Genomic DNA, 22,649 nt, shown 5'->3' on the forward strand with positions numbered 1-22,649 from the left:
CCGTGCAAAGAAACGCGGGCGGAGCGGAAGAGCCAGCCTCAGGGGAGGTTCAGCGCCTTCAGCCGTGCGTACAGCTGCGCTTCCAGCACCTGCACCTCGTTGAGGATATCCTGACAGAGCGCCTCAAGCAGTCGATCGCCGCGCTGGCTGTTTTCCAGCTGCTGACAAAGCTGTTCCAGCCTGTCGGCATGCAGCAGCCGCGCGCCGCCCTTCAGCGTATGCGCCAGGGTGGTGAGCTCTTCGTGCTGCTGGCAGTATTGCAGCTTCTCCGCCAGCTGCCGATGGCTCTCAATCGCGCTTTCAATCAGCCTGGCGCAGGCGGCGGGATCGGCAGCCGCCACCTGATCGAGCAGGCCGTTGGCCGGCAGTTCGGCGGCGCCGACCGGAACCGAGGTAGAGATAAAGCTGCTCAGCGTTTCGATATTGGCGGGTTTGAACAGACAGCAGTTCATGCCGGCATCCAGGCAGCGCTGCTGGATCGAGGTTTCCGCCGAGGCGGTCAGACCGATAATTACTACCGGGCTCAGGCCCAGCTCCTCTTCGCGCTGGCGTATGGTGCGCGTAAAGGTAAAGCCGTCCATATCGGGCAGATTGCAGTCGGTAATAATCAGATCGAAACCGTTTTTCTGCTGTTCCCACTGCTCAAGCGCCTGCGCCGCGCGCTCCGATTCGGTGACCTGATGCCCCAGATATTTGAGCTGCTGCGCCAGCAGCAGGCGGTTAGGCGCGTGGTCTTCCAGGATCAGGATATGCCTTACGCCCGCGCCGGTAGGCTGTTCAGGCTCGACCGTTACCTGCGCCGTTTCCTGGCTCAGCGGGGCGCAGAAGCTGAAGGTGAACACCGAACCTGCGCCCGGTTCGCTCTCCACGCTGATTTCACCATTAAGCAGGTGCGCCAGATGGCGGCAGATACTCAGGCCCAGCCCGGTTCCGGCCTGCTGGCTGACGCGATCGCCCGCCTGCACGAAGGGATCGAAGATCTTGTGCAGTTCGTGCGCGCTGATGCCGCAGCCGGTATCGCTGATCCTGAGCAGATAGCGGCCCTGCGCCTCTTCGCCTGGCCTTGCGGCCTGCTGCAGCAGAGAGATTTCCACCTCGCCGCTGTGGGTGAACTTCAGCGCGTTGCTGAGCAGGTTGGCGGCGATTTGGTTAAACATGGTGGCGTCAATCATGACGCAGGGCTCTTCAACGGTAATCAGCTTCCGGAAGCGCAGCCCGCGCGCCTTCGCCTTGCTGCGGAACAGGGTAAACAGCTGTTCGACGATGCTAACCAGGTTCGTGGGGGCCGGTTCCGGCTGCAGCACGCCCGATTCAATCTTCGAGAGATCCAGCACGTTGCCGATCAGGCTTTGCAGCGCGGTAGCGGATTCATAGGCGGCGGTAATATTCGGGCCAAGCGGACGGTTAGAGCGCCGCATTTCCAGCTCCAGCAGGCCGATAATCGCGTGTAGCTGAGTGCGAATATCGTGACTGGTATTGGCAAGAAAACGGCTTTTGAACTCATTAGCGCGATCGGCTTCTTCCTTCGCTTTTTCCAGCGCGGTAAGCAGCTCATAGCGTTCGGTGATATCCAGCCAGCCGCCGATGATGCCGACGATATTGTCGGCATGATCGCGGTAGGGCAGCGCCCAGTGCAGCATGTAGTAATCACGCCCCTGATAGCGCAGCTTAAGATCCTGCACCATCGGCTTGCCGTCTTCAAAAGTCTGCTCATAGATGGCGTAGAAGCTTTCATGCACTTCAAAATCTTCAGGCAGCTCCTGCAGCGTCGAACCCAGCAGTTTTTCACGCGGCAGCTGTAAGAAGTCGACATAGGCCTTGTTGCAGTGCAGCAGGCGCATCTGCCGGTCGCGTACGTACATCACCACCGGCGATTCTTCAAACAGCGTGTTGGAGAAGGTGAGCTGGTTTTTCAGCGCCTGCTCGACGCGGGTACGTTCACGGATGGTGCGCTGTAAATGACGGTTCCACAGCAGGATCAGCAGGGTGATTAAGCCGACGGCCAATGCGATTTTAATCAGCACGCTGTGATAGTACTGCCAGTAGCCGCTGGTATCGGTGTGGTGCGCGTTCTGCCAGCGCAGCACGATCCTCTCCTGGGTGACGCGGGAAATACTGAGCAGCGCTTTGTTGATGATATGAATAAGCTCGACGTTTTCGCGCTGGGTCGCCATGGCGAAGCGGGCGGGACGATCGCCGACGGTGCGGATGATTTTTAATCGCCCCAGGTAGCGATTGTTAATCTGGTAATCGGCGATCAGCTTGGGCTGAATAATGGCATCGACTTCGCCCTTCACCAGCAGATCGAAAGCCTGCTGCGAATTTTTCACCCGCATAATTTTATAGCCGGGGTAGTAATGCTTTAGCCATTTAAGCATCGGGCTGTTTTCTTCAATCGCCAGCAGCTTATCCCGCAGCTGCGAAAGCGACGCCGCCGTGACGCCATGCTCGCGCTGCACCATTACCCACGGCGTGGAGATATAGGGGCGCGAATAGATCAGATCGGCGTCGGGCGTTTCCGGCTCCAGCTCCGCCGGATAGAGCGTTAACAAGGATTTATCGCGCCTGGCGGAAGGGGGACCATAAATAAACTTAAAGCCGGTGCGCTCGCTGATCAGGCGCAGGAATTCAATTTCGATTCCCTCAGGCTGATCGTCGTAGCCGACGATGGAGAGCGGCGGCATACCGCGGCTCGGCGTAACGGAGATCACCCGGTTCTCCTGTAGCCAGCGCTCATCTTCCGGATTCAGCATCAGCGGATGGGCCTTCAGCACAAAGGTGGAATCCAGCCCCCAACGTCCGACAACCCGCTGACGTCCCGCCAGCGGAATATATTGCAGGGCGATATCGATCGCTTTCGCCAGCTGGGGATGGCTGGCGGAGACGCCGAAAGAGAGATTCATATCCTCAATAGAGCGATCGGCAGGGGCGGCAATCAGGCTGCCATAGCCGTAACGGCGTAAAAATTCGATGCTGGCCGCGCTGCCCCACATCGCATCTGCCTGGCCATACGCCACGGCGGCGAGCGCCATTTCAGCGCTGCTAAAGTGCCTCAGGCGCGCATGGGGAAAATAGCGTTGCAGCAGGGGTGCGAACCCCGGCGCTTCCGCCCACGCCAGCACCGGCTGCGCGGCTTGTTTAAAATCGCTTGCCGAGCGATCGTGCTCGACGATAACCGCGTGATCGAGCAGCCAGGGCGTTGTGGCGATAACGTTGTCTGAATCGTAAAGATGGGCATTATAAAAGGCCAGCATATCCAGCTGGTGGTTTCTTAACGCATGGGAGGCTTCAGTCGGCGTATCATAGGCGATGATCTGGATTTCGACGCCCAGCATTCTTTTCAGCGCGGCTAAATAATCCGCAGCGATGCCTTCAAATTTCCCTGACTCCATATTGATGTAAACCGGAGGACGGACTGAGCCGGGAACACCAACACGTAATATTGACGGATAGGTAAGATTTTTTAATTCCCTGATTTCTTCTTTCTTTGGAACCACCAGCTCCGTGTTGACCAGCAGCATTAATTCCTGAGGCTGAGCAAATACGGGGAAGTTAAGAATAAATAAACAAAAGTAAAAGTAAAATTTCCTGTTTATCATTAACGCCGTCCTGAAAACCCAGCTTCACAAAAAATTAAAATTCAGCGGGAAGTAATGTCTTATAAAGGCTGGGTTTTATTTTACGATTTTACTGAGGATAATAGAATTTTTCCGCATTGAAACATAGGGTAGTTATCCTTCGATAATTATTTTGAGACATTTCTTATATAGTCCACTATCGTTTATTTTTCTTAAAGCAATTGCCTTTCGCTGTGAAACGGGCTATCGGGAAAGGTATTTTTATGCTAAAAAGATCGGGAATTGTCTCAACCTCAGGCGGTAACGGGCTCTGCAGCGCCAGCGCAGCCGGGGAGAGCAATGTGGCGAGTCGCCTTTAACTCTCTATTGTTGTGTGCGTCAGTTCGACAGGGATGTGATATACGCATTTAAATATAGAAAAAAAGTAACCGCCAGTATTAATAAAATGGCGAAACCAGCCGTTAAACACTGCATGAAGCGGTGTATCAGGATATTAATTTTTGGTGCGCATAATCATCGATAATGATTCAAGGAGTGAAAAAGATGACGAAGACGATCGCCCACCCTTTACGGGTTGCGCTACTGGACGATCACCCCATGATCCGTACTGCGTTTGAAATTTGTATCGGCGCAGAGCCAGATATGGTGTTAGTGAGTACTTTTGGTTCCAGTCAGGTGCTTTTTAGCGAGCTGCCGGATCTGCAGCTGGATGTACTGGTGCTTGATTTTCTGCTGGGGGAGCGCGAGCTGGATGGTCTGGCCCTGATTAAACAGCTTCGTAACCACTTCCCGCGCCTGAATATTCTTATTTCATCGGCGATGGAAAGCCCCGCGGTGGTAAAAATGGTGCTGAACGCCGGCGTTAAAGGTTTTATCGGAAAAAGCCAGGATATGAATGAGATGATCCAGGCGATTCGCCAGGTAGGTCAGGGCCGCAACTGGCTGTCGCGCGATATGGCGTATGAAATCGAAGATCTTTATGTGATCAATGAAGAGGCGCGCAGCGGCCAGGGCGGAACGGCGCAGAAGGGCACGCTCTATGAGCGCGTGAAGCTGCTAAGCCCGCGCGAGGTGGAGGTAATACGCTGTTTTCTGAACGGCATGAGCGTTTCGCAAATAGCTATAAAATTCAAACGCAGCCGTAAAACCGTGAGCGGGCAAAAGCAATCGGCATTAAGAAAACTTGGCTTACGCTCTGATAGCGAGCTTTTTAAATACAGCAACGATCTTTTATCCCGTCCCGAAGCAACGGAACGTTTGTAACTCTTATTACCAGCCATGCGCGCGCTGGCGTCGCTAAGCTGGACGCTATCCTGCCGAACAGGCGGCAGGAAAGTCTCAGCGTAGCGCCTTGTTTGCTGTTCTTATCTCATCACGTCATCACGGCGAACGCACTTCGCTGTTCCGCCGGCGTATCCAGGCGTAGCGCAGATCGTAACCCTCGCTGGTATGGGTGTTGCGGCGATAGCTGGAGCGCGGCTCGGCGCAGCAGTAGGTGCATACCGGCAATATTTCAATCTGCGCCGCCGGGATCTGCATATCCAGCAACATCTGACGCCCCAGCTCCGGCAGATCGAACCAAACGCCACGCCGGGCCGCCTGCGCCTGTGGGCGAACCGCCCGCACATTGCGCGGCTGGCTTGAGAAGTAGCGCGGCGCCGTAGCTAACGGATTTGTCAGGATATTATTCAACGCCTCGTCTCCCAGTTCATAGCAACAGGGCGCAATCGCCGGGCCGATGGCGACATACAGGCTTTCTGGCGTCGCGCCGCCGCGAATTAACCTTGCCACCGCCTGCGGCAGCACGCCGGCCAGGGCGCCCTGCAAGCCGGCGTGGACCGCCGCGACCTGATGCCGTCGCGTATCGGCGATCAGTACCGGCAGGCAATCCGCCGTGTAAACCGCTACCGGACGCGAACCATTGGCGATCACGCCGTCCGCCTCACGGATTTTTGGCGGGAAGGCTTCTTCCGCCGTAATGATCGAGGCGGTGTGTCGCTGGCGTCCAAAGGCGCTCTCTGCGGGAGGCGCCATGCCCGCAGGTAAAAAAGCGTGCTCCAGCCAGCTGAGGGAAGAGAGCAGCGCGGAGGTACGTATCAGAGCGTCAGACATAAAACTTCCTTGCTGAGAGTTGAGCAGCAGCGCTGCGCTTTGCATTCAGCATAGCAGGCGGCGACGGGAGTCTGGAATAGAGGGACTCTCGTCCGGCGAGGGAAGGGGGTATGCGTGTCGCCTTCGATTTGGCGTCAAAATTCGCTGCTCTGATACTGGCGATAAAAAGCGCAAATAATTTTAATAGTGAATAAAATTATGACGTAAATACGCTATTGCAGATATCAATCATGCCTGCGTAATCGATCACCTGCGTAATTAAATTAATGGTGATATTCACCTGACTTTAGCTGTCGATAAGTATTACAGGTTTTTCTTATACCTAAAAAGCGTGACTAATAAGCAAATATCGAGACGCAGTGCTCTTAATGAGATTGTTGTCTAAACATAGTGCTCTCTTTTATTGAAAAAAGAAATCATTGCATAAGTATTTTCATACTAATTAAATTCGTTCAATGCATTGATTTTTAAAATCTTTTAAAGGGGATTTTAAGTGCGATAATTTCTCTTTCGGCACGGCGTTTTTACCATAAATATACACTATGCCTAAATAACATTACATTTTAATGTATTGTTGCAAGGTTGTTTTTTAATGGTTATTTATTATCATCAAAAACAGCCAGGCAAGCATTAACGGCGCTTGATTCACGCGGCCGGTATTTCCTGATGGTTTCACTGTCGATCGGGTTTGCCTCTGTTAACTGTCACGAAGAGGATGATGTTGACTATCGTGAAAGCGCCATGAGCGATGCGCTATGCCTGAGCCTGTCGGTATCGCCGCAAAACCGGCGCGGCCCTGGCCGCGACTGGCTGCCGCGCGGTGTCACCACTTTAATTCAGCTATCGGCGGAGATAATAACGTAATGAACCTGAAAACAGTACGGCAGGATCTTCCTGCTGGTCTGGTGGTTTTTCTGGTAGCGCTGCCGCTGTGTCTGGGCATCGCCCAGGCCAGCGGGCTGCCGCCTTTTGTCGGCCTGCTGACCGGCGTTATCGGCGGGCTGGTGGTCACTTCATTCAGCCCGTCGCGCTTTGCGGTTAGCGGCCCGGCCGCCGGTCTGGTGACCATCGTTGTGGCCTCGGTAGAAACGCTGGGATCCTTTTCCGCTTTCCTGCTGGCGCTGATGCTGGCCGGGATATTTCAGCTGCTGCTTGGTATCGCGCGTGCCGGGCGTTTTATTGCGCTGGTGCCGGGCAGCGTCATCAAAGGCATGCTGGCGGCTATCGGCATTCTTCTGATTGTGCAGCAAATTCCGGTGGCGCTGGGCATTAGCGGCGACGGCAGCCTGGGGACGATTTTTAGCGGCGGCCTGCGTTTTTCCGCCGCCTCTGTAACCGTTGCCGCGGCGTGTCTGCTGATTTTGTGGCTGTGGAGCCTGCCGGCGGTAAAAAGGATCAGGGGGCTGGGCTGGATTCCGGGGCCGCTTATCGCCGTACTGGCTGGCGGGCTGACAACATTCTACGGCGAGCGCTGGCAGCCCGATTTTACCGCCGGCCTGGCGCGGATTGTATTACCGGCGTTTGACAGCCTGCCGGCGCTGGCTGCCGAGCTGCAAGGCCCGGAGTGGCAGGCGTGGCGCAATCCTTCGGTTTACCTGGTAGCGATAACTCTGGCGCTGGTGGCCAGCCTGGAAACGCTGCTCAGCCAGCAGGCGCTGAATAAACTGCGTCCGCAGCATCCTCATCCTTCGCCAAACAGAGAGATGGTAGCGCAGGGCATCGGCAATACGCTGGCCGGCCTGATCGGCGCGCTGCCGATTACCGCGGTAATTGTCCGTAGCTCGGTAAACGTCAGCGTCGGCGCGCAAAGCAAAGTCTCTATCCTGCTGCACGGTATTTTACTGCTGCTGTGCGGCCTGTGGTTTAGCGCATTGCTGAACGTTATCCCTTTGGCGAGTCTGGCGGCGGTGCTGCTCTATACCGGCTACAAGCTGGCGACACCGCGGCTGTTTATCGAACAGGCCCGTCTGGGAGCGCAGCAGTTTGTTCCCTTTCTGGTCACCATCGTCGGCATTATTACCTGTGGGATGCTGGCCGGCATCGCCCTGGGCATCGCTACGCAGATCCTCTACAGCCTGTATAAAAGCCACCGCAACGCTATGCACCTCACTCACTGTGAAGATCACTATGTACTGCGGTTGCGGCAGAACCTGACCTTTATGCATAACCCGCGTCTGCAACATCTGCTGGACAACATCCCGGAAAACAGCGTGGTAGTAGTAGAGCATGACAATGTTGATTATCTAGATGCGGATGTTAAGGCGGTGCTCAAAGAATTTGGCGAGAAGGCGCCGGCGCGCGGCATCCGACTAAACCAGTGGCCGGTAACGGTTAACTGACCGCGCCGCTGGCGCAGCGATAATTAAGTACGGGCGCTCATCGGGCGCCTGTTTTTTTATCTGTGGCTCGCTGAAAAAGATTCATCCTGCTAATAATTAGCGCTGTGATAAGATGCCGCGCTTCGCCAGGGCTTTTCCCGGCGCGGTAACGGATAACGTGCCGCTTAATGAAGCTGCCGGTTGAGGACCTGACGGCGGCATGAGCAACGCAATGGGTAAGCTCGGCTATGCAATTCTCACTTCCTGATAAAAATCATCCGCTTAAAAATGCGTTCAGGCTCTTTTTATTCACCGCCTTGTTCTGCTTTGTCGGCAGCCATCTGCGCCAGCCTGCCGAACTGTCGCTGTTCTGGCCAGTTAATGCGCTGCTGACCGGGATTTTTGTGCGCTTTCCCTGGCTGCACCGCCTGCGCTATTACCTGGTCTGCTACGGCGCAATGGTATTTAACGACACGCTGTTCTCCGGCTGGGCGCTGTCGGCTTTTACCATTAACGGCGCCAATGTCCTGTTTATTCTGGTCGCTGTTTTTATGCTGATACCGCGCAACGGGCCGTTTAACGCCTCCGGCAGAGTCAAAAGCGCGCTGGGTATCTTCCCGGCCTGTCTGCTGGCTTCGGTGCTGTGCGCCAGCTGGGGCACGCTGGCGCAGGGGCTGTTATTTCGCGAAGGCATGCTGCGCGCCTGGAGCGACTGGCTGAGCGAACAGTTTTCCACCGGCGTGCTGCTGCTGCCTTTTATGCTGACGCTGCCGCGACGCCCTGGCAGGCTGTTTTTACGCCGTCACTGGCAAAAAGGTGGGCCGGTCTTAGCGCTGCTGGGCGCTATTGGCGCGGCGGTGACGATCGGCGGCGGCGGCAGCCTTTCGTTTCCGGTTCCGGCGCTGATCTGGTGCGCCATTAGCTATCCGCTCTGGCTGACCAGCGGGCTAACGCTGCTTACCGGCATTACGGAGATTGTGCTGGTAGTGCATGGCGTAATGAATATTCAGGGGGATGACAGCCTGCTGGCGCTCAGCCATCTGTCGTCGGCACGGCTAGGCGTTGCGACGGTCGCGATCGGCCCGCTGATTGCCGCAGTCAGTATGGATGCTATCCGGCAGCTTAATCGTCAGCTGGCGCAGCGGGCCAGCCACGATTTTCTTACCCGTCAGCTGTCGCGCTTCGGCCTGTACGATCGTTTACAGCAGCTGGATCAGAATGGCGAGCTGCACGCGCGTCAGGCGGGCGTGCTGTTGATTGATATCGACTATTTTAAAGCGATCAATGATAACTATGGTCATGATGCTGGCGATCTGGTTTTGCAGGAGGTGGCGCAGCGGATGCAGCAGACGGTGGGAGAGGCCGGGCTGGTTTGCCGCTTCGGCGGCGAAGAGTTCCTGGTGCTGCTGCTCGATCGCTCTGACGCACAGCTGCTGGCGCAAGCGGAGGCGATCCGTCAGCGCATTATGCAGGAAAAATTTAAGCTGCGCGGCGGCGCGGCGACCGTTACCGTCAGCATCGGCGCCGCCAGCGGCAGGCTGAATGGCGATAGCAGCGAGGCATTTAACCGGCTGATTTCCGCTGCGGATAAACAGCTGTTTATCTCAAAACGCAACGGGCGCAACCAGACGACGTCGGCGTCGCAGACGAGGCTGCCGGTCTGAGCGGGGGTGGAAAAAACCGCCGTCGCGAAACTGTGCGGCGGCGGGGTCAGAATGTTTAGCGGATATAGGAGCGGATCGCATCGGCGATCGCTTTGTTCGCCTCCCGACCGTCACGATGTTCAACATCGTGCGCCAGGTTTTCCAGATATTTATTCAGCTTACCGCCGGTTGGCACGTTGCCGAAGGCAATCAGCATCTGGACTATCTGACGCAGGGCCAACAGCTCCAGCGACAGGCGTTCAACAATGGGATCTTTATCAGACATAGCGGCTCCGGCGGCGATCTTAAGGCAACTGTCAGCCATCATACGTAGCCGCCTGTTTTCCAATCGCCTGAACAGGCGCCATAAGCGGCGCTATTTTGTCGGCGCTACCAGAATGAAAGAAGCGCATCGTCAGCGGAAATTCTGCTATGGTTTTCCGCAGCCACTACAGCGGAAAAGTCTGATGCATATCGATTCTCCTTGCCTGAGTTATCATCCCCTGGCGGAAGAGGACTGGCCCTTCTTTCTTGCCTTAAATCAGGATCCAGCGGTAATGCGCTACGTTTGCGACGTGCGCGATGCCGATACGATACGTCGTGATGTGTTTCAGGCGCGTCTGCTTCCCTGGCAACCGGGCAGTCGACGCTGGCTCTGTCTGACGATGCGCGAGAAAGCCTCCGGGCGGGCCGTGGGCGTTACCGGCTTTATCGATCGCGGCGACGGCATTGCCGAGGTCGGCTTTTTGCTAAACGCAGCCTTCCATGGCCGGGGCTACGCGACTGAATCGCTACGGGCGGTATGCCGCGCCGCGTTCGCACACCATTTTCGCAAGCTGACGGCCGCCGTAACGGCAGGCAACCTGGCGTCAAAAGCCGTGCTGGAGAAGGTAGGCTTTATCCAGGAGGGCGTGCTGCGCGGCAACTATTATCTGCACGGTCGTTGGCAGGATGACTGGGTGTTTGGCCTGTTCAGCAAAGAGTTAAAAACAACGCGCTGACAGCCCGCATAAATATTGCATTAACGCCGCGCTGTAGCGGCAATTAAAGCTCAGCCAAATTTTTTAGCTTTGAGGGCGCAGGCGGTGATAAATAAACCATGCCGGGTAATTTCTGAGTCGGCGGAGTTATATTATCCGGCGCGCTTCGTTTCATTAAGGCGCCGAAGCGCTGTTTCAGCTTCGGCTGCATACAGTGTAACGACAATTACATCTGTATTAATAAAAAGAAGAGGGATGTAATTATCTGGTTACCAACTTAAAGTTTCATTGCTGGCTTTAACGTTTTGCCTGTACATCATATCGAGATTGGCGTAGGTACACATATCCAGCGCGCTGTCACAGTAGGTGGCGATAACATTATCCAGCACGGCACGATTTTTGGCTGTGGTTAACGCTTTAAAAGCGGAAAGATTCTGTTTTTCCATCATGCGCAGCGTTGTCGGCTGGCACATATCCAGGCCGCTATCGCAGTAATCCTGATATACCCGGTCTTTAATGTAGTCGATAACCTCTGTTTTTTGCGCCTCAGAGCCATCGAAATCCAACGGATGAACAAATGCTGCATGCGAAGCAAAAGAAAGCAGTAAGGTAGCTAACCCCAGAAGTTTTTTCATCACTATTTCCATATAATAAAAATCGTAACAACAGTGCGCAGACATTCTGTATGAGTCTGTCAGAAGTAGCTGAAGGAAGAGAATAACCGCTTTCGCGCCGGTGAAAACAGGCACAAAAAACGCCTCCTGAAATATTCTAAGCGAATGGAGTTAATCATTCAACGCGCTGATTTTGCCGTCGCCTGAACCTGCAGATATTTATCTGCCTTAAACGGCGCAGGGCGATAATATAATGTTTATCAGCGGCTCAAAGATGAAAAAGGATGCCATAAGTTACCGCTATTATCCTTTTTCGCCTCTCTGTTTATCACCGCTTTCGCCCGGCTAATTAAACCGTAAACGCTTTCTCAGCCCCGCGGGCTGATAATCTCCGCTGGTGCCGGAGGGGATTCGTACGGCTATTAGTTAGTCTCGTTATAAGATCCTATCACGCGACCCAATACGCCAATATCAGTTGTTGCGCATTCAAACGGCACTCTGCCGCCGGTAACGTGCAGTTTTTTGCCCGGCAGGACGGCAATTTCACGAATGCTGACGGTACCATCGATATCTACCAGCTTCAGGCCGTCGGAAAGCGCGGTCGATTGCTCGACAAAAAACAGCGTGCCGTCAGACTCGATGCACTGAACCTGCGCCGTCGCCTTGCTGATGACGCTGCGATCGATAGCGAAGCTGCCGGTCTTAACTAACTCTCCTTCACTTAATGTGAATTTCTCCAGCCTGCACACTTCACTTTTATCAGCGGACAAATCCCCTTTTCCGGGAAAGCGCTCGCCCTGACCGGTGAGGATCCACATCAGGCTGGCACCGGTTTCAAGGGCGCAAAGCGCGGCGAAGTCAAAGGAGATATGTTCGCGCGTATACCTGTTTTGCAGCGAACTGGCGGCGATATCGAAGTGTCGCGCCAGCTGCACTTTCTGATGGAAGCCGTAGACCTCGCAGATGCGATCCAGAACCTGTTCATTAGTTGAGGTGATATTAAATGCCATTAAAAAACGTCCTCACGTATTGCGTAATGCGGTAAATCGAATTACTATTCCTAAAAAGGTATCCATCGTTGGCATTAATCGGCATTTATTGGCCAGGGATGGCGTAAATTGGCTAACTGGGAATCATGCTATATGACTAGTGAAATTACAATCGTCAAAATCCCCCGTGAAAAGGTGTATGCCGCTGAGTTTGCGGCGCTGGAGGGGGTTTCTCTGCGTACCGTTCGTCGCTGGACCACCGGCGAAAACCCCTGCCTGCCTATTGAAGCGCGCCGGATCAAGAAGGGAAAACGGCGCGCCACCGGCAGGGTGAGAATCCTCTACGCGCAATGGAAAGAGAGGCAGGTACGCGAGGCGCTGGGGCATTCGCGCTTCCAAATCATCGTTGGCGCATAATTCACAAATAGTGAATTTTTGATGCGAATAACATATCTCTCCCGGCAGGGCGCCTGTCCGAACTGGCCGTGAGGAGAGCAACAGAGTGCTGGAATATGGTGAAGCGTACGGCTCTCGCGCTTGCGCCGCAGCGCGCAAAAGCGCCTTTTACAACCATCTGGCTGGTACATGCCCGCGCGGATAAAGTTGAAAAAATGACCTTTGAGGAATTTCGGAAAACGTGGCGGCAGCGGCGCAACAATAATCGCAATCCGGCGCTGAATTACTTCAATCGCCAGAATGAGGCGTTTAAATTTTGCGTGCTGGCGCTGGCAAACCGTGACGCGCCGGGAACATTCCGGGCGGACGACGTCGGCAGACCCTTTGAATCTTTCGATGAAAAGCGCCGCGAACAGATTATTAACGCCATGAATCAGCTATCCCGCTGGGGGCGTATTTTGCCGCGGCAGTTTTCTGTCGCCGACAGTTTTCTGTCTGCATAAATAAATTTATTTCTTATCAATATCCGTAAATGGCGTAAACCCGCCGGGCATGCTTATGCCTGAAAACAGGAGAAAACCTCATGCTAAATAGCGAAAACGAGTTATTTGAAGTGGATGAATCCGCGCTGCAGGCGATTATCGCCGCCGAACGTAAAGAGTGCGCGCTGGCGGTTGCTGTACGCCTGGTGGCGATCGCTCTGCGTATTAATCTATTGGATCTTAACGGCGCCGAGGCGGCGGAGCTGCTGCGCCAGGAAGCTGAGTGTTACCAGCGCGCGTCGTGGGAGCTGCATTAATGGATGCGATAGATTTAGAACAGCAGAACCTGGACGAGGCGCTGGAACGGAATATCGCGGCGGTGGTTCGCCGTCCGCTACAGGTCAGCGCCATTTTCTGCGAAGAGTGCGACAGCGCCATCCCTGAAGCCCGCCGCCGCGCCATTCATGGCGTAACGCGCTGCATAACCTGCCAGGAAATTGCGGAGCTGAAAAGCCGGCATTATCAGGGCGGGCGATAATGAGTCAGGAATATGCTTACCCGTGGAACGCGCCGCGGAAAGCTATCGCCAGCCCCTATCCTACCTATGGAGAGATCCAACGCCGCGATCGGATGATTGCGGCGTTAACTGAAGCGCAGCGCCTGCTGGAACAGCAGCCGACTCTGGTGCAGCGGGACGTCAGACGTCGTTTGAACGATCTGGAGGTCACCCAGGGCGCGGCCCGCGCCAACGCTTATCTGTTAAAAAACTTCATGGAACGTACGCTGCCGCGCGTTGAGATGGTCAACCAGCGCTATCGCCCGGAGCCGCTGCAACGCGGCACGGTTAGCCTGCTGGCCGCTAACGCCGCCGTGGAGCAGGGCGCGGCCAGAGCCGCAGGCGCGCTATGGGAATTAGTAAAACGCGTTAACCGCCTGCCCGATATGACGCGCGCCGACGTAGATCTGCTGGCCGGAGATATCGCCAGCTTTATCCTGGCGGAGATAACCCAGGCGCACGGGCAGGTGGCGAATGAATCTGACTATCGCTATACGCACCGCATTTATATAACCGCCGCCGCTATTACTCGCCATCTGGGACAGACGCCGCCGCTGTGGGACAGAGTCGCCTCCCGTTTTTTCAGCCCGGAAGAGGCGACGCCGGCTATTCTGCGCATGCAGAACGAAAGGTGGTGGCGAGGCCAGCTGCGCCGCGTGGCCGCCGCGTGGCGCGAACATCTGCAAATTGCGCTGGCAAACGTCAGCAAAATTCATACGCCCTACGCCAGTACCATGACGGTTATTGAGTGGCGCGAGCAGAAACGCCGTATCCGCGAATTTCTTAAGGGGATGGAGCTGGAGGATGAAGAGGGCAATCGCGTCAGCCTGATCGATAAGTATGACGGCAGCGTGGCTAACCCGGCGATTCGCCGCTGTGAATTGATGACCCGTATCCGCGGCTTCGAAAATATCTGCCATCAGATGGGGTTCGTCGGCGAGTTTTATACCCTGACCGCGCCGGGCAGCTATCACGCCACCATCAAAACCGGGCACCGTAATCGTAAATGGAACGGCGCCAGCCCAACGGAAACCCAGCGTTATCTCTGCCATCTCTGGCAGAAAATCCGCGCCAGGCTGCATCGCGCCAATATTCGCATTTTCGGTATCCGCGTCGCGGAGCCGCACCATGACGGCACGCCGCACTGGCATATGCTGATGTTTATGCGCCCGGAAGCGGTGGAGCAGGTGCGTCAAACGATGCGTGATTATGCCTGCCAGCAGGAGAGCGGCGAGCTGTCGACGGCGAAAGCCCGACGGGCGCGCTTTCATGCTGAGCCGATCGATCCGCAGAAGGGCAGCGCCACCGGCTATATAGCGAAATATATTTCTAAAAATATCGACGGCTATGCGCTGGAGGGCGAGCGGGATAACGAGAGCGGCAAGACGCTGAAAGAGACCGCCGCCGCCGTTTCCGCATGGGCGGCGCGCTGGCATATTCGCCAGTTTCAGTTTGTCGGCGGCGCGCCGGTAACGGTCTGGCGCGAACTGCGCCGTATGGCTGACGGCGCAGCCGCGCGCGCCCTGAGCGTAGAGTTTGCCGCCGCGCATGACGCCGCCGATGCCGGCGACTGGGCGGCCTACGTTAACGCTCAGGGCGGCCCGTTTGTACGTCGCGATGAGCTGGCGGTACGCGCCTGGTATCAGCCTGGCGAACAGTGGAACCGCTACGGTGAGGAAATCCTGCGTATTAAGGGCGTCTACGCTACTGCGGTAGGGCATGACACGCCGATTCTGACCCGCCTGATATCATGGAAAATCGTACCGAAGCGCGCAGCGGATCCTGAGCTTATTGGCAGAGGAGCGCCAGCGTCGCCTTGGAGTTCTGTCAATAACTGTACGGCACCTGTGGAGATCGGAGGGCGAGAAACGCTGGAGAGGCTCAGCCGCAAGGAACGGCGCCGCATACTGGCGCGAATTAAAGCCGGGCTGCCATCGAAACCGCGGCGCGCGCTGCGGCGGGCGGATAAAACGGAGGCGGCCTGCGCCAAAGTGATTGGTCAGGTGCGCGATCTAACCGGTGAAACCATCAGTCGGGCGCTGGCGGTGCGTTTAATCGGCGGCACGGAAACGAAAATTGCCGGGCGCTGGTTTCGCAGCGTCGTCAATGGCGAGCTATTTCGCGCGACGAAACAAAACGGCAAAGAAAGCCCGCTGGTACGTTTCCATCGCTTAGAAAAATTACTAGTTAAGCGGCGCCTGACGCCAGGCGAATAGTGGCTTTTTTAGCGCGGAACGACGAATAGTCGCGCGTTTACCCAGCTTTGACTGTGATGATGCGCGCACAAGCCATGTTGTGAAAAAGCATATATATCAGCGCGATATTTACGGCTAGTGCCGGCTTGAAAATTCTTTATATCGAAACTCATGCTGTGATACTGTATATGTATACAGTAATTGATGGAGGAGGGAGTGCAGAAATGGATTTACAAGAACAGGTAATGCTTGAGCGGGTTGAGCTGATCGCCAGACTAACGACGCAGGGATCCTGCCGGGAACGCGATCGGGAGATCGCGCTGGCGTTGATCGCTGAAATAGCAGGCAAGGGTGGGGTAAAGAGTAATCAACTTTCGGCAGCCCTTTCGGCGCTCTCCGCTGATAAATAATGCGGCGGCAACGTTAACGGAATTTTAAACCATGATGAATAAGACATAACCCGTTGAGCTGTAACTTTTACACACGCATACGGAGAGCTGCTTTAAGATTAGCGGCCATTAAATATTGTCAGCAGGAAACTATTTTCCTGGCGACAGTATGAAACAGGGCATTAACGTAATTGCTTATAGTTGCGGCCCTGTGCTGTTTATTTATGCCGCTGATTCCCCCGACGCTATCGCATAATAACGCCTGAAGGAAACAGCAGAATGTTTCCCGGCGCGGTTATTTAACGTTAACGCCTGCTCTCGCGGTTATTTATCGCCTGCTGTTACCTTCTTTGCTCTGTCTGCTCTGTCTGCGGTTGTTCCGCCGCCGGGGCGCGTCATCAATTATTCCTTTTTTAATTCCTTCTTCATCATGTCCGACTAAGGACTATGGCCGCCCGTTTTTATTCCCTTAATCAGAACATATAGCCGACCGGCGAGGTTAGCCCGTGGCAATGCCTGGATCGCTGCTGCCTTAACGGCAAATAAGCGCTTATGGCTGCGGCTGTTGTTTATTCCTCTCTGAGCGGACGAGCTTTGGTTGAGGCAAAAGCGGGATAGGGCAAAATTGATATTGACCTGAACTCACCTTGTTTTTCCTTTGCCGCCTAATAAACAAGAGGCCATGAAATGATTTCAACATTATTAAAAAAATGGCGGCTGGCAAAAGCTGCCGAGCCGCCTGGAAAGGTAGCCGGTTTACCGGCTGCCAAAGGGCGTTATCAGCCGTGGATTAAAGAAGCCGTTGCTTCTTTGCCTGCAGCGCTAAAAAGCGTGATTTTGCAGGGCTGCGCGCTGGCGAAACGGTATCGGGGCGTCATCATCAGGCTAATAGCCAGAGCGCTGGCGCGTCTCATCGCTGAACGCTGTCGCGCCTGGCCGGTAGTTCGCCAGATCGCTGAAAAGGTCGAACGACTGCTGGGGAGGCTGCGATGAACGTTTATGCACAACAGGGCGATACCGTTGATGAGATCTGTCTGCGCTATTACGGACATACGCAGCAGGTGGTTGAACTGGTATATGCAGCCAATCCTGGGCTGGCCGAACGCGGGCCAGTGCTACCGCATGGCTGTGAAATCACGCTGCCGGCAGTGCCGGAAGCCGCAACGAGCGAAACCGTTAATCTGTGGGATTAACGGCTTATGGAGAAAATCAGTTCGCTGGTTAACTACCTGATCGGCATTGTGCTGATGTGGTTCGCCCGTCATACGCCGCAGGATATCGCCTTTATGGTGGGCTCCGGCGTTGCCGTAGTGACGCTGATGATCAACATAGCGACGTTTTTTATTAACTGGCACTACCGCCGCAAAATGTATGAGCTGCGGCGGAAGGGCACACAGGGAGAGTGAACCTTGAGCCAGATTGTTAAACGCTGTACCGCAGCGGCCGTGCTGGCAATAGCCGCGCTGCTGCCGCAATTTGAAGTCTTGAAAATATCTGAGGCCGGCCTGCGGCTGATTGCCGATGCTGAAGGCTGCCGCACCTCGCCCTATCAGTGCAGCGCCGGCGTCTGGACGAACGGCATTGGCCATACCGAAGGGGTGACGGCGCATAGTGAGATCGACGAGCGTCAGGCGGCGATCAATCTGGTGTATGACGTGATGCGCATCGAGCGCGGCATAGCCGCCTGTATGCGCAGCGATATGCCGCAGGAAGTCTATGACGCGGTGGTATCGTTCGCCTTTAACGTTGGCGTGCGCGCCGCCTGTAACTCGACGCTGGCGACATTTATCAAGCGGGGCCAGTGGCGCAGCGCCTGCCTGCAGCTGAAGCGTTGGGTTTATGTCAACGGCGTTTTCAGCAAGGGGCTGCAAAACCGTCGCGAACGCGAACTGGCTCTGTGCCTTAAGGGGGCGGCATGATGCGTCTGTTGGCTCTGCTGCTGGCCGCGTCGCTGGCGACCCTGAGCGTGGTGTACTGGCGACTCTCGGTGGCCGAAAGCGATCTGGCGCAGGCGCAGCGCGCTATTGGCACGCTTTCTGCCGGGATCGAAAGCCGCGATCGGGCCATTAACCGCCTGAACGAAGAGGCGCGTGAAAGCGCGAAGCGCGAAGCCACGCTCCGCCTGCAGCAGGGCCGCGCCAGCTCTGCCGCGATTAACCGTGAACTGCAAATACAAAGGGAAAACGATGCAAACCCGACACTACGCAGCTGGTCTGCTACTGCTCTGCCTGACGATGTTATCCGGCTGCACACGCGTCCCGCCTTCAGCAACGCCCGTGCTTATCTGGACTGGCTGTCCGCGTGTGACCAGCTGTCCGGTGCCGGGAAATCACCTGAAGACGCAGGGCGATCTGGCGGCGGATAACCGCCAGCTGGAAGCCGCACTGGTTTCGTGCGGACTGCAGATTGAAATGATCAAAGAATGCCAGGAGCAACATGATGTTAAAGCCGAAATCGCTGCGCGAAACGCTGATTAATCACGTTCCGCTGCTGGCGCAAAATCCCGCACGCCTGCAGGTGCTGATGCCGTCAGGACAAATTGTCTCCACGTTCGCGCCGTCGCTGTCGTTTGAATATCACTATCAGCTCAGGCTGATTGTTACCGACTATACGGACGATATCGATCTGATTATCGTGCCGATTTTAGTCTGGCTGCGGGAAAATCAGCCGGAGATGATGGCCAGCGCGGAAAAGTGCCGCACCGGTTTCACTTTCAAAACGGAAGCGGTAAGCGACGCGTGCTGCAATATCAACATTGATCTGCAGCTGACCGAACGCGTGATGGTACGGCAGGAAGAGGACGCGCTGCACGTTGACCACCTCGGCGAGCCGCCGCTGCCGGAAAACGTCAACCGGCCGATACGGCTGTATGTGAACGGCGTGCTGCTTAGCGAGCTGCACGCGTAACCCAGCCTGAAAGCATATTGAGGCCGGCGGTCAGGATGCGGCTGCCGCCTTCGTCCCTGCGCTGCGCTGGCGCATTGGCCGTTCGTCCGGTCTGATTGCGTTTTTGCTGTGCCGGCGTCTGCTGCTGCCGACGTTAGCGCGTAACCCTCCGCTTTATCATCTGCCGACGATTATTCCCCCGAATACGCGCCTGCCGGCGCCATCCCTTCCGCGCCGGCGCGGTTTTTTGCTGTCAAACAACATTCCCGATCAAAAGCGTCTCCGGTCTGGCAGAAGAGCCGGTCGACAACTCTGTCCGACGCTTTAATGGCAGCTAAAGCTGCGGCGCAACGCAGGGAAGCGCATTTTGGCGAACATTTCTTACTGGTGGATGAGCAAGCCGGCAGAGATAGCGCCGCCCGCCGGCTTTGCGCAAAATTCATCTCATGAACGGACACCTTAACGAAATTATGCGCCTGCTGCGCAACATCATCCGTATCGGCACCATATCCGCCGTCAATCTGGACGAAGGGACATGCCGCGTGAATACGGGACAAAACACTACCGGATGGCTGCCCTGGCTTACCGGACGTGCCGGACGCTCGCGGGCGTGGAGCGCGCCCTCCGTAGGCGAGCAGGTACTGATCCTTAGCCTGGGCGGCGAGCTAAATACCGGCTTTGTGTTGCCGGGCGTGTTCTCGGAGAGCCATCCGGCGCCGTCAGCCTCGGCGGATGCGCTGCACTGGTCCTTCCCGGATGGCGCGGTGATCGAATATGAACCGAATAGCGGCGCGCTAACCGCCACCGGCATCCAGACCGCGCTGATTAAGGCGGCGGGGAAAATTACCCTCGACAGCCCGCTGGTGGAATGTAGCCAAAAATTGAAGGCAGCCACCTTTGAACTGACCGGGGGCGGCATGCTGCAAGGCGACGTGCTGCACAGCGGCGGACAGCTCAGCTCCAACGGCAAAATATTGCATACGCATCAACATAAAGGCGACAGCGGCGGCGTAACGGGAACACCACTATGACCACGGAACACTACACCGGTATGAGTCGCGAAAGCGGCGAGGCGATAACGGATCTGGCGCATATCAGCCAGTCGGTGCGCGATATTTTGATTACGCCGATCGGATCCAGAGTTATGCGGCGCCAGTACGGCTCGCTGCTGTCAGCTCTGATCGACCAGCCGCAAAATGAATCGCTGCGCCTGCAAATTATGTCGGCCTGCTATATGGCGATTCTGCAGTGGGAACCGCGCATAAAGCTGACCGCTATCAGCTATGAACCTGCGTTTGACGGCGGCATGGCGGTGGAAATCGCCGGCAGCCGCACCGATACGGCGCAGGATTTTTCACTAACCATTCCTGTGAGCTGAAACTATGGCAACCATTGACCTGAGCCAGCTTCCGGTGCCCGATGTGGTCGAAGCGCTGGACTATGAAATATTGCTGGAGGAACGGAAGATCGCGCTGATCTCGCTTTATCCAGCCGATCAGCAGGAGGCTATCTCGCGCACGCTGGCGCTGGAGTCTGAACCGATCGTTAAGCTACTGCAGGAAAATGCCTATCGCGAAATAATTCTGCGTCAGCGCGTAAACGAGGCGGCAAAAGCCAATATGGTGGCCTATGCCATCGGCAGCGACCTCGATCAGCTCGGCGCCAATAACGGCGTTAAGCGTCTGACGCTGAAGCCTGCGGATGATTCAACCATCCCGCCGACGCCGGCGGTAATGGAAAGCGACGATAACTTTCGTCTGCGCGTGGCCGCCGCCTTTGAAGGGCTAAGCGTGGCCGGACCAACCGGCGCCTACGAGTATCATGCGAAAAGCGCCGATGGCCGGGTAGCGGACGCCTCAGCCATCAGCCCCTCGCCCGCCTGCGTTACCGTTACGGTGCTGTCGCGCAAGGGGAACGGCGAGGCGGCTGCTGACCTGCTGGAGGTAGTAAACCACGCGCTGAACGATGAGAACGTGCGTCCGGTTGCCGATCGCGTCACGGTGCAGTCAGCCAGGATTGTGGACTACAGGGTTGACGCTGTGCTCTACCTCTATCCGGGGCCGGAAGCGGAGCCGATACGCGCTGCCGCCGAGAAAAAGCTTGCCGCCTTTGTCAGCGCTCAGGCGCGTCTTGGGCGGGATATTCGCCGATCGGCGCTGTATGCCGCGCTGCATGTTGAGGGCGTACAGCGCGTTGAGCTGACGGAACCCGCTAAAGATATGGTGCTGGATAAGACGCAGGCCGCCTGGTGCGCCGGCTGGCAGATTACGGTTGGGGGCTCTGATGAGTGATCGTTTGCTGCCGGCGGGCTCTTCATTACTGGAGGTCGCCGCCGCTGAGGCCTGCGCCAGGCTTGAAAATATCCCGGTACCGCTGCGCCAGCTCTGGAATGCGCATACCTGCCCGGTGGAGCTGCTGCCCTGGCTTGCCTGGGCATGGTCGGTGGATCGCTGGGATACCAGCTGGTCAGAAACCACCAGGCGTAGCGTGGTCGCGGCATCTGAATATGTTCACCGGCATAAAGGCACTATCGGTTCGCTGCGTCGCGTGGTGGAGCCGCTTGGTTACCTTATCCGCATTAATGAATGGTTTAACACTGGCGAGACGCCCGGCACTTTTCGACTTGATGTCGGCGTGCTGGATACCGGCATTACCGAAGAGATGTATAACGAGCTGGAGCGGTTGATCGCTGATGCGAAGCCCTGCAGTCGCCATCTTATCGGGCTCTCTATCAACCTGGATGTGAACGGCGCGCTGCCGGTCGCCGCTACGGCTTATAGCGGCGACGAGCTAACCGTTTATCCCTGGACTTCTGAAACCATCACCGTGGGCGGGCCGGGTTATATCGGCGCGGCGGTGCATATTACTGACCTGACGGACATACACGCATGACGACAAAATATTTTGCCCTGCTGACCAACCTGGGCGCAGCCAAGTTAGCGAATGCGGCTGCGCTTGGCACTAAAGTGCAGATTACCGAAATGGCCGTAGGCGACGGCGGCGGACAACTGCCGGCGCCCGATCCTGCACAAACCACCCTTATTGGTGAAAGACGTCGCGCTGCGCTGAACTCGCTCAGCGTTGACGAGGTTAACAACAGCCAGATTATTGCGGAGCAAATTATTCCTGAAGGCGAGGGGGGCTTCTGGATCCGTGAAATCGGCCTGTTTGACGCCGATGGCGATCTGGTTGCCGTGGCGAACTGCCCGGAAACCTATAAGCCGCAGCTGCAGGAAGGCAGCGGCCGTACCCAGACCGTGCGTATGATTTTAATCGTCAACAGCGCGGCCGCCGTAACGCTTAAAATCGATCCGTCCATCGTGCTGGCAACCCGTAAGTATGTTGATGATAAAGCTATTGAAGTGCGGGCCTACGCTGACAAGGTGATGCAGACGCATTTGGCGGAGAAAAACCCGCATTCGCAGTACCTGCAGATCGCCAATGCGCTGGCAGAAGTTAAAGACGCTGGGCTGGTAGCAGAGGTTCTTAAAAACCTTGGTTTGGGGGAAGC

General features: G+C 56.0%; 27 protein-coding genes and 1 pseudogene. 23 read left to right on the plus strand and 5 right to left on the minus strand.

Going from position 1 to position 22,649, the window contains the following annotated elements:
- Window positions 1–38 precede the first annotated feature (38 nt).
- The gene (locus FKM52_RS16335; RefSeq protein ID WP_181407949.1) at window positions 39–3,521 is read right to left on the minus strand and encodes an ATP-binding protein; all 3,483 of its coding nucleotides are present in this window, start codon (window positions 3,519–3,521) and stop codon (window positions 39–41) included.
- A gap of 600 nt (window positions 3,522–4,121) precedes the next feature.
- Between FKM52_RS16335 and FKM52_RS16340 the strand changes: the two genes are divergently transcribed.
- Complete coding sequence (locus FKM52_RS16340) at window positions 4,122–4,841, plus strand: response regulator (protein WP_141177218.1); 720 nt, start codon at window positions 4,122–4,124, stop codon at window positions 4,839–4,841.
- A gap of 117 nt (window positions 4,842–4,958) precedes the next feature.
- Here the strand turns inward: FKM52_RS16340 and FKM52_RS16345 are convergent, their stop codons facing one another.
- Window positions 4,959–5,690, minus strand: a complete 732-nt coding sequence (locus FKM52_RS16345; RefSeq protein ID WP_141177219.1) for a purine nucleoside phosphorylase YfiH/LACC1 family protein — start codon at window positions 5,688–5,690, stop codon at window positions 4,959–4,961.
- A 666-nt stretch (window positions 5,691–6,356) separates the two neighbouring features.
- On the opposite strand from FKM52_RS16345, the gene FKM52_RS16350 reads away from it, so the two are divergent.
- From FKM52_RS16350 to FKM52_RS16360, 3 genes are all read left to right on the plus strand, one after another.
- The gene (locus FKM52_RS16350) at window positions 6,357–6,554 is read left to right on the plus strand and encodes a hypothetical protein (protein WP_141177220.1); all 198 of its coding nucleotides are present in this window, start codon (window positions 6,357–6,359) and stop codon (window positions 6,552–6,554) included.
- Window positions 6,554–8,029: a SulP family inorganic anion transporter gene (locus tag FKM52_RS16355; RefSeq protein ID WP_141177221.1), complete on the plus strand. Its 1,476-nt coding sequence runs from the start codon at window positions 6,554–6,556 to the stop codon at window positions 8,027–8,029. Before FKM52_RS16350 ends, FKM52_RS16355 begins: the two co-directional genes overlap by 1 nt.
- Before the next feature lie 227 nt (window positions 8,030–8,256).
- Entirely contained in the window at window positions 8,257–9,672 is a 1,416-nt protein-coding gene (locus FKM52_RS16360; RefSeq protein WP_141177222.1) for a GGDEF domain-containing protein, read from the plus strand.
- A gap of 55 nt (window positions 9,673–9,727) precedes the next feature.
- Here FKM52_RS16360 and FKM52_RS16365 read toward each other — a convergent pair whose 3' ends face one another.
- Window positions 9,728–9,937, minus strand: a complete 210-nt coding sequence (locus FKM52_RS16365; RefSeq protein ID WP_141177223.1) for a hypothetical protein — start codon at window positions 9,935–9,937, stop codon at window positions 9,728–9,730.
- A gap of 181 nt (window positions 9,938–10,118) precedes the next feature.
- Between FKM52_RS16365 and FKM52_RS16370 the strand changes: the two genes are divergently transcribed.
- Complete coding sequence (locus tag FKM52_RS16370; protein ID WP_246085545.1) at window positions 10,119–10,652, plus strand: GNAT family N-acetyltransferase; 534 nt, start codon at window positions 10,119–10,121, stop codon at window positions 10,650–10,652.
- A 248-nt stretch (window positions 10,653–10,900) separates the two neighbouring features.
- Here the strand turns inward: FKM52_RS16370 and FKM52_RS16375 are convergent, their stop codons facing one another.
- Complete coding sequence (locus tag FKM52_RS16375) at window positions 10,901–11,380, minus strand: hypothetical protein (RefSeq protein ID WP_244316907.1); 480 nt, start codon at window positions 11,378–11,380, stop codon at window positions 10,901–10,903.
- A gap of 287 nt (window positions 11,381–11,667) precedes the next feature.
- Complete coding sequence (locus FKM52_RS16380; protein ID WP_141177225.1) at window positions 11,668–12,255, minus strand: phage repressor protein CI; 588 nt, start codon at window positions 12,253–12,255, stop codon at window positions 11,668–11,670.
- Window positions 12,256–12,387: 132 nt separating this feature from the next.
- Between FKM52_RS16380 and FKM52_RS16385 the strand changes: the two genes are divergently transcribed.
- The 18 genes and pseudogenes from FKM52_RS16385 to FKM52_RS16465 all read left to right on the plus strand — a co-directional run.
- Window positions 12,388–12,651, plus strand: coding sequence for a hypothetical protein (locus tag FKM52_RS16385; protein ID WP_141177226.1), 264 nt, complete (start codon window positions 12,388–12,390; stop codon window positions 12,649–12,651).
- 95 nt (window positions 12,652–12,746) lie between these two features.
- On the plus strand, window positions 12,747–13,133 hold the full coding sequence (locus tag FKM52_RS16390) for a hypothetical protein (protein ID WP_377092468.1): 387 nt from the start codon (window positions 12,747–12,749) through the stop codon (window positions 13,131–13,133).
- 80 nt (window positions 13,134–13,213) lie between these two features.
- Window positions 13,214–13,429 carry a DUF2732 family protein gene (locus tag FKM52_RS16395; RefSeq protein WP_141177227.1) on the plus strand — a complete coding sequence of 72 codons (216 nt, stop codon included), beginning with the start codon at window positions 13,214–13,216 and terminating at the stop codon, window positions 13,427–13,429.
- Window positions 13,429–13,650 (plus strand): TraR/DksA C4-type zinc finger protein, encoded by a 222-nt coding sequence (locus tag FKM52_RS16400; protein ID WP_141177228.1) that lies wholly within the window; start codon window positions 13,429–13,431, stop codon window positions 13,648–13,650. Before FKM52_RS16395 ends, FKM52_RS16400 begins: the two co-directional genes overlap by 1 nt.
- Window positions 13,650–15,884 carry a replication endonuclease gene (locus FKM52_RS16405; protein ID WP_141177229.1) on the plus strand — a complete coding sequence of 745 codons (2,235 nt, stop codon included), beginning with the start codon at window positions 13,650–13,652 and terminating at the stop codon, window positions 15,882–15,884. Before FKM52_RS16400 ends, FKM52_RS16405 begins: the two co-directional genes overlap by 1 nt.
- A gap of 203 nt (window positions 15,885–16,087) precedes the next feature.
- A complete protein-coding gene (locus tag FKM52_RS16410) occupies window positions 16,088–16,273 on the plus strand; it encodes a hypothetical protein (RefSeq protein ID WP_141177230.1) in 186 nt (61 codons plus the stop codon).
- A gap of 666 nt (window positions 16,274–16,939) precedes the next feature.
- Window positions 16,940–17,245, plus strand: a complete 306-nt coding sequence (locus tag FKM52_RS16415; protein ID WP_141177231.1) for a hypothetical protein — start codon at window positions 16,940–16,942, stop codon at window positions 17,243–17,245.
- Entirely contained in the window at window positions 17,242–17,445 is a 204-nt protein-coding gene (locus FKM52_RS16420) for a tail protein X (RefSeq protein ID WP_141177232.1), read from the plus strand. The genes FKM52_RS16415 and FKM52_RS16420 overlap by 4 nt, the downstream gene beginning before the upstream one ends.
- 6 nt (window positions 17,446–17,451) lie before the next feature.
- A complete protein-coding gene (locus tag FKM52_RS16425; protein WP_141177233.1) occupies window positions 17,452–17,658 on the plus strand; it encodes a phage holin family protein in 207 nt (68 codons plus the stop codon).
- Between the two features lie 3 nt (window positions 17,659–17,661).
- Window positions 17,662–18,171, plus strand: coding sequence for a lysozyme (locus FKM52_RS16430; protein WP_141177234.1), 510 nt, complete (start codon window positions 17,662–17,664; stop codon window positions 18,169–18,171).
- Window positions 18,171–18,515: pseudogene (locus tag FKM52_RS22015) on the plus strand (Rz-like lysis system protein LysB); the annotation flags it as partial. The gene FKM52_RS16430 and the pseudogene FKM52_RS22015, both read left to right, overlap by 1 nt.
- Entirely contained in the window at window positions 18,439–18,729 is a 291-nt protein-coding gene (gene lysC / locus FKM52_RS21835; protein WP_220446300.1) for an Rz1-like lysis system protein LysC, read from the plus strand. The pseudogene FKM52_RS22015 and the gene lysC, both read left to right, overlap by 77 nt.
- Entirely contained in the window at window positions 18,689–19,159 is a 471-nt protein-coding gene (locus FKM52_RS16440; RefSeq protein ID WP_377092467.1) for a phage tail protein, read from the plus strand. Before lysC ends, FKM52_RS16440 begins: the two co-directional genes overlap by 41 nt.
- A 425-nt stretch (window positions 19,160–19,584) precedes the next feature.
- Complete coding sequence (locus tag FKM52_RS16445; protein WP_141177236.1) at window positions 19,585–20,169, plus strand: phage baseplate assembly protein V; 585 nt, start codon at window positions 19,585–19,587, stop codon at window positions 20,167–20,169.
- A complete protein-coding gene (locus tag FKM52_RS16450) occupies window positions 20,166–20,516 on the plus strand; it encodes a GPW/gp25 family protein (RefSeq protein ID WP_141177237.1) in 351 nt (116 codons plus the stop codon). Before FKM52_RS16445 ends, FKM52_RS16450 begins: the two co-directional genes overlap by 4 nt.
- Window positions 20,517–20,520: 4 nt before the next feature.
- Entirely contained in the window at window positions 20,521–21,429 is a 909-nt protein-coding gene (locus FKM52_RS16455) for a baseplate assembly protein (protein WP_141177238.1), read from the plus strand.
- Window positions 21,422–22,030 carry a phage tail protein I gene (locus FKM52_RS16460; protein ID WP_141177239.1) on the plus strand — a complete coding sequence of 203 codons (609 nt, stop codon included), beginning with the start codon at window positions 21,422–21,424 and terminating at the stop codon, window positions 22,028–22,030. The genes FKM52_RS16455 and FKM52_RS16460 overlap by 8 nt, the downstream gene beginning before the upstream one ends.
- Window positions 22,027–22,649 (plus strand): phage tail protein (locus FKM52_RS16465; RefSeq protein WP_181407950.1); only part of this gene is annotated, 623 nt, incomplete at its 3' end. The genes FKM52_RS16460 and FKM52_RS16465, both read left to right, overlap by 4 nt.

Origin of the sequence: Mixta tenebrionis (assembly GCF_006517625.1) — a bacterium.
Lineage (GTDB): Bacteria > Pseudomonadota > Gammaproteobacteria > Enterobacterales > Enterobacteriaceae > Mixta > Mixta tenebrionis.

Bases quoted from the DNA above. Each gene is read 5' to 3' on its own strand.
- FKM52_RS16425 (WP_141177233.1), top strand. From the start codon at position 17,452: ATGGAGAAAATCAGTTCGCTGGTTAACTACCTGATCGGCATTGTGCTG.
- FKM52_RS16415 (WP_141177231.1), top strand. From the start codon at position 16,940: ATGATTTCAACATTATTAAAAAAATGGCGGCTGGCAAAAGCTGCCGAG.
- FKM52_RS16335 (WP_181407949.1), bottom strand. From the start codon at position 3,521: ATGCTGCTGGTCAACACGGAGCTGGTGGTTCCAAAGAAAGAAGAAATC.
- FKM52_RS16350 (WP_141177220.1), top strand. From the start codon at position 6,357: ATGGTTTCACTGTCGATCGGGTTTGCCTCTGTTAACTGTCACGAAGAG.
- FKM52_RS16420 (WP_141177232.1), top strand. From the start codon at position 17,242: ATGAACGTTTATGCACAACAGGGCGATACCGTTGATGAGATCTGTCTG.
- FKM52_RS16445 (WP_141177236.1), top strand. From the start codon at position 19,585: ATGAACGGACACCTTAACGAAATTATGCGCCTGCTGCGCAACATCATC.
- FKM52_RS16455 (WP_141177238.1), top strand. From the start codon at position 20,521: ATGGCAACCATTGACCTGAGCCAGCTTCCGGTGCCCGATGTGGTCGAA.
- FKM52_RS16385 (WP_141177226.1), top strand. From the start codon at position 12,388: ATGACTAGTGAAATTACAATCGTCAAAATCCCCCGTGAAAAGGTGTAT.
- FKM52_RS16360 (WP_141177222.1), top strand. From the start codon at position 8,257: ATGCAATTCTCACTTCCTGATAAAAATCATCCGCTTAAAAATGCGTTC.
- FKM52_RS16390 (WP_377092468.1), top strand. From the start codon at position 12,747: ATGGTGAAGCGTACGGCTCTCGCGCTTGCGCCGCAGCGCGCAAAAGCG.
- FKM52_RS16400 (WP_141177228.1), top strand. From the start codon at position 13,429: ATGGATGCGATAGATTTAGAACAGCAGAACCTGGACGAGGCGCTGGAA.
- FKM52_RS16450 (WP_141177237.1), top strand. From the start codon at position 20,166: ATGACCACGGAACACTACACCGGTATGAGTCGCGAAAGCGGCGAGGCG.
- FKM52_RS16410 (WP_141177230.1), top strand. From the start codon at position 16,088: ATGGATTTACAAGAACAGGTAATGCTTGAGCGGGTTGAGCTGATCGCC.
- FKM52_RS16340 (WP_141177218.1), top strand. From the start codon at position 4,122: ATGACGAAGACGATCGCCCACCCTTTACGGGTTGCGCTACTGGACGAT.
- FKM52_RS16395 (WP_141177227.1), top strand. From the start codon at position 13,214: ATGCTAAATAGCGAAAACGAGTTATTTGAAGTGGATGAATCCGCGCTG.
- FKM52_RS16380 (WP_141177225.1), bottom strand. From the start codon at position 12,255: ATGGCATTTAATATCACCTCAACTAATGAACAGGTTCTGGATCGCATC.
- lysC (WP_220446300.1), top strand. From the start codon at position 18,439: ATGCAAACCCGACACTACGCAGCTGGTCTGCTACTGCTCTGCCTGACG.
- FKM52_RS16460 (WP_141177239.1), top strand. From the start codon at position 21,422: ATGAGTGATCGTTTGCTGCCGGCGGGCTCTTCATTACTGGAGGTCGCC.
- FKM52_RS16405 (WP_141177229.1), top strand. From the start codon at position 13,650: ATGAGTCAGGAATATGCTTACCCGTGGAACGCGCCGCGGAAAGCTATC.
- FKM52_RS16345 (WP_141177219.1), bottom strand. From the start codon at position 5,690: ATGTCTGACGCTCTGATACGTACCTCCGCGCTGCTCTCTTCCCTCAGC.
- FKM52_RS16370 (WP_246085545.1), top strand. From the start codon at position 10,119: ATGCATATCGATTCTCCTTGCCTGAGTTATCATCCCCTGGCGGAAGAG.
- FKM52_RS16365 (WP_141177223.1), bottom strand. From the start codon at position 9,937: ATGTCTGATAAAGATCCCATTGTTGAACGCCTGTCGCTGGAGCTGTTG.
- FKM52_RS16440 (WP_377092467.1), top strand. From the start codon at position 18,689: ATGATGTTAAAGCCGAAATCGCTGCGCGAAACGCTGATTAATCACGTT.
- FKM52_RS16355 (WP_141177221.1), top strand. From the start codon at position 6,554: ATGAACCTGAAAACAGTACGGCAGGATCTTCCTGCTGGTCTGGTGGTT.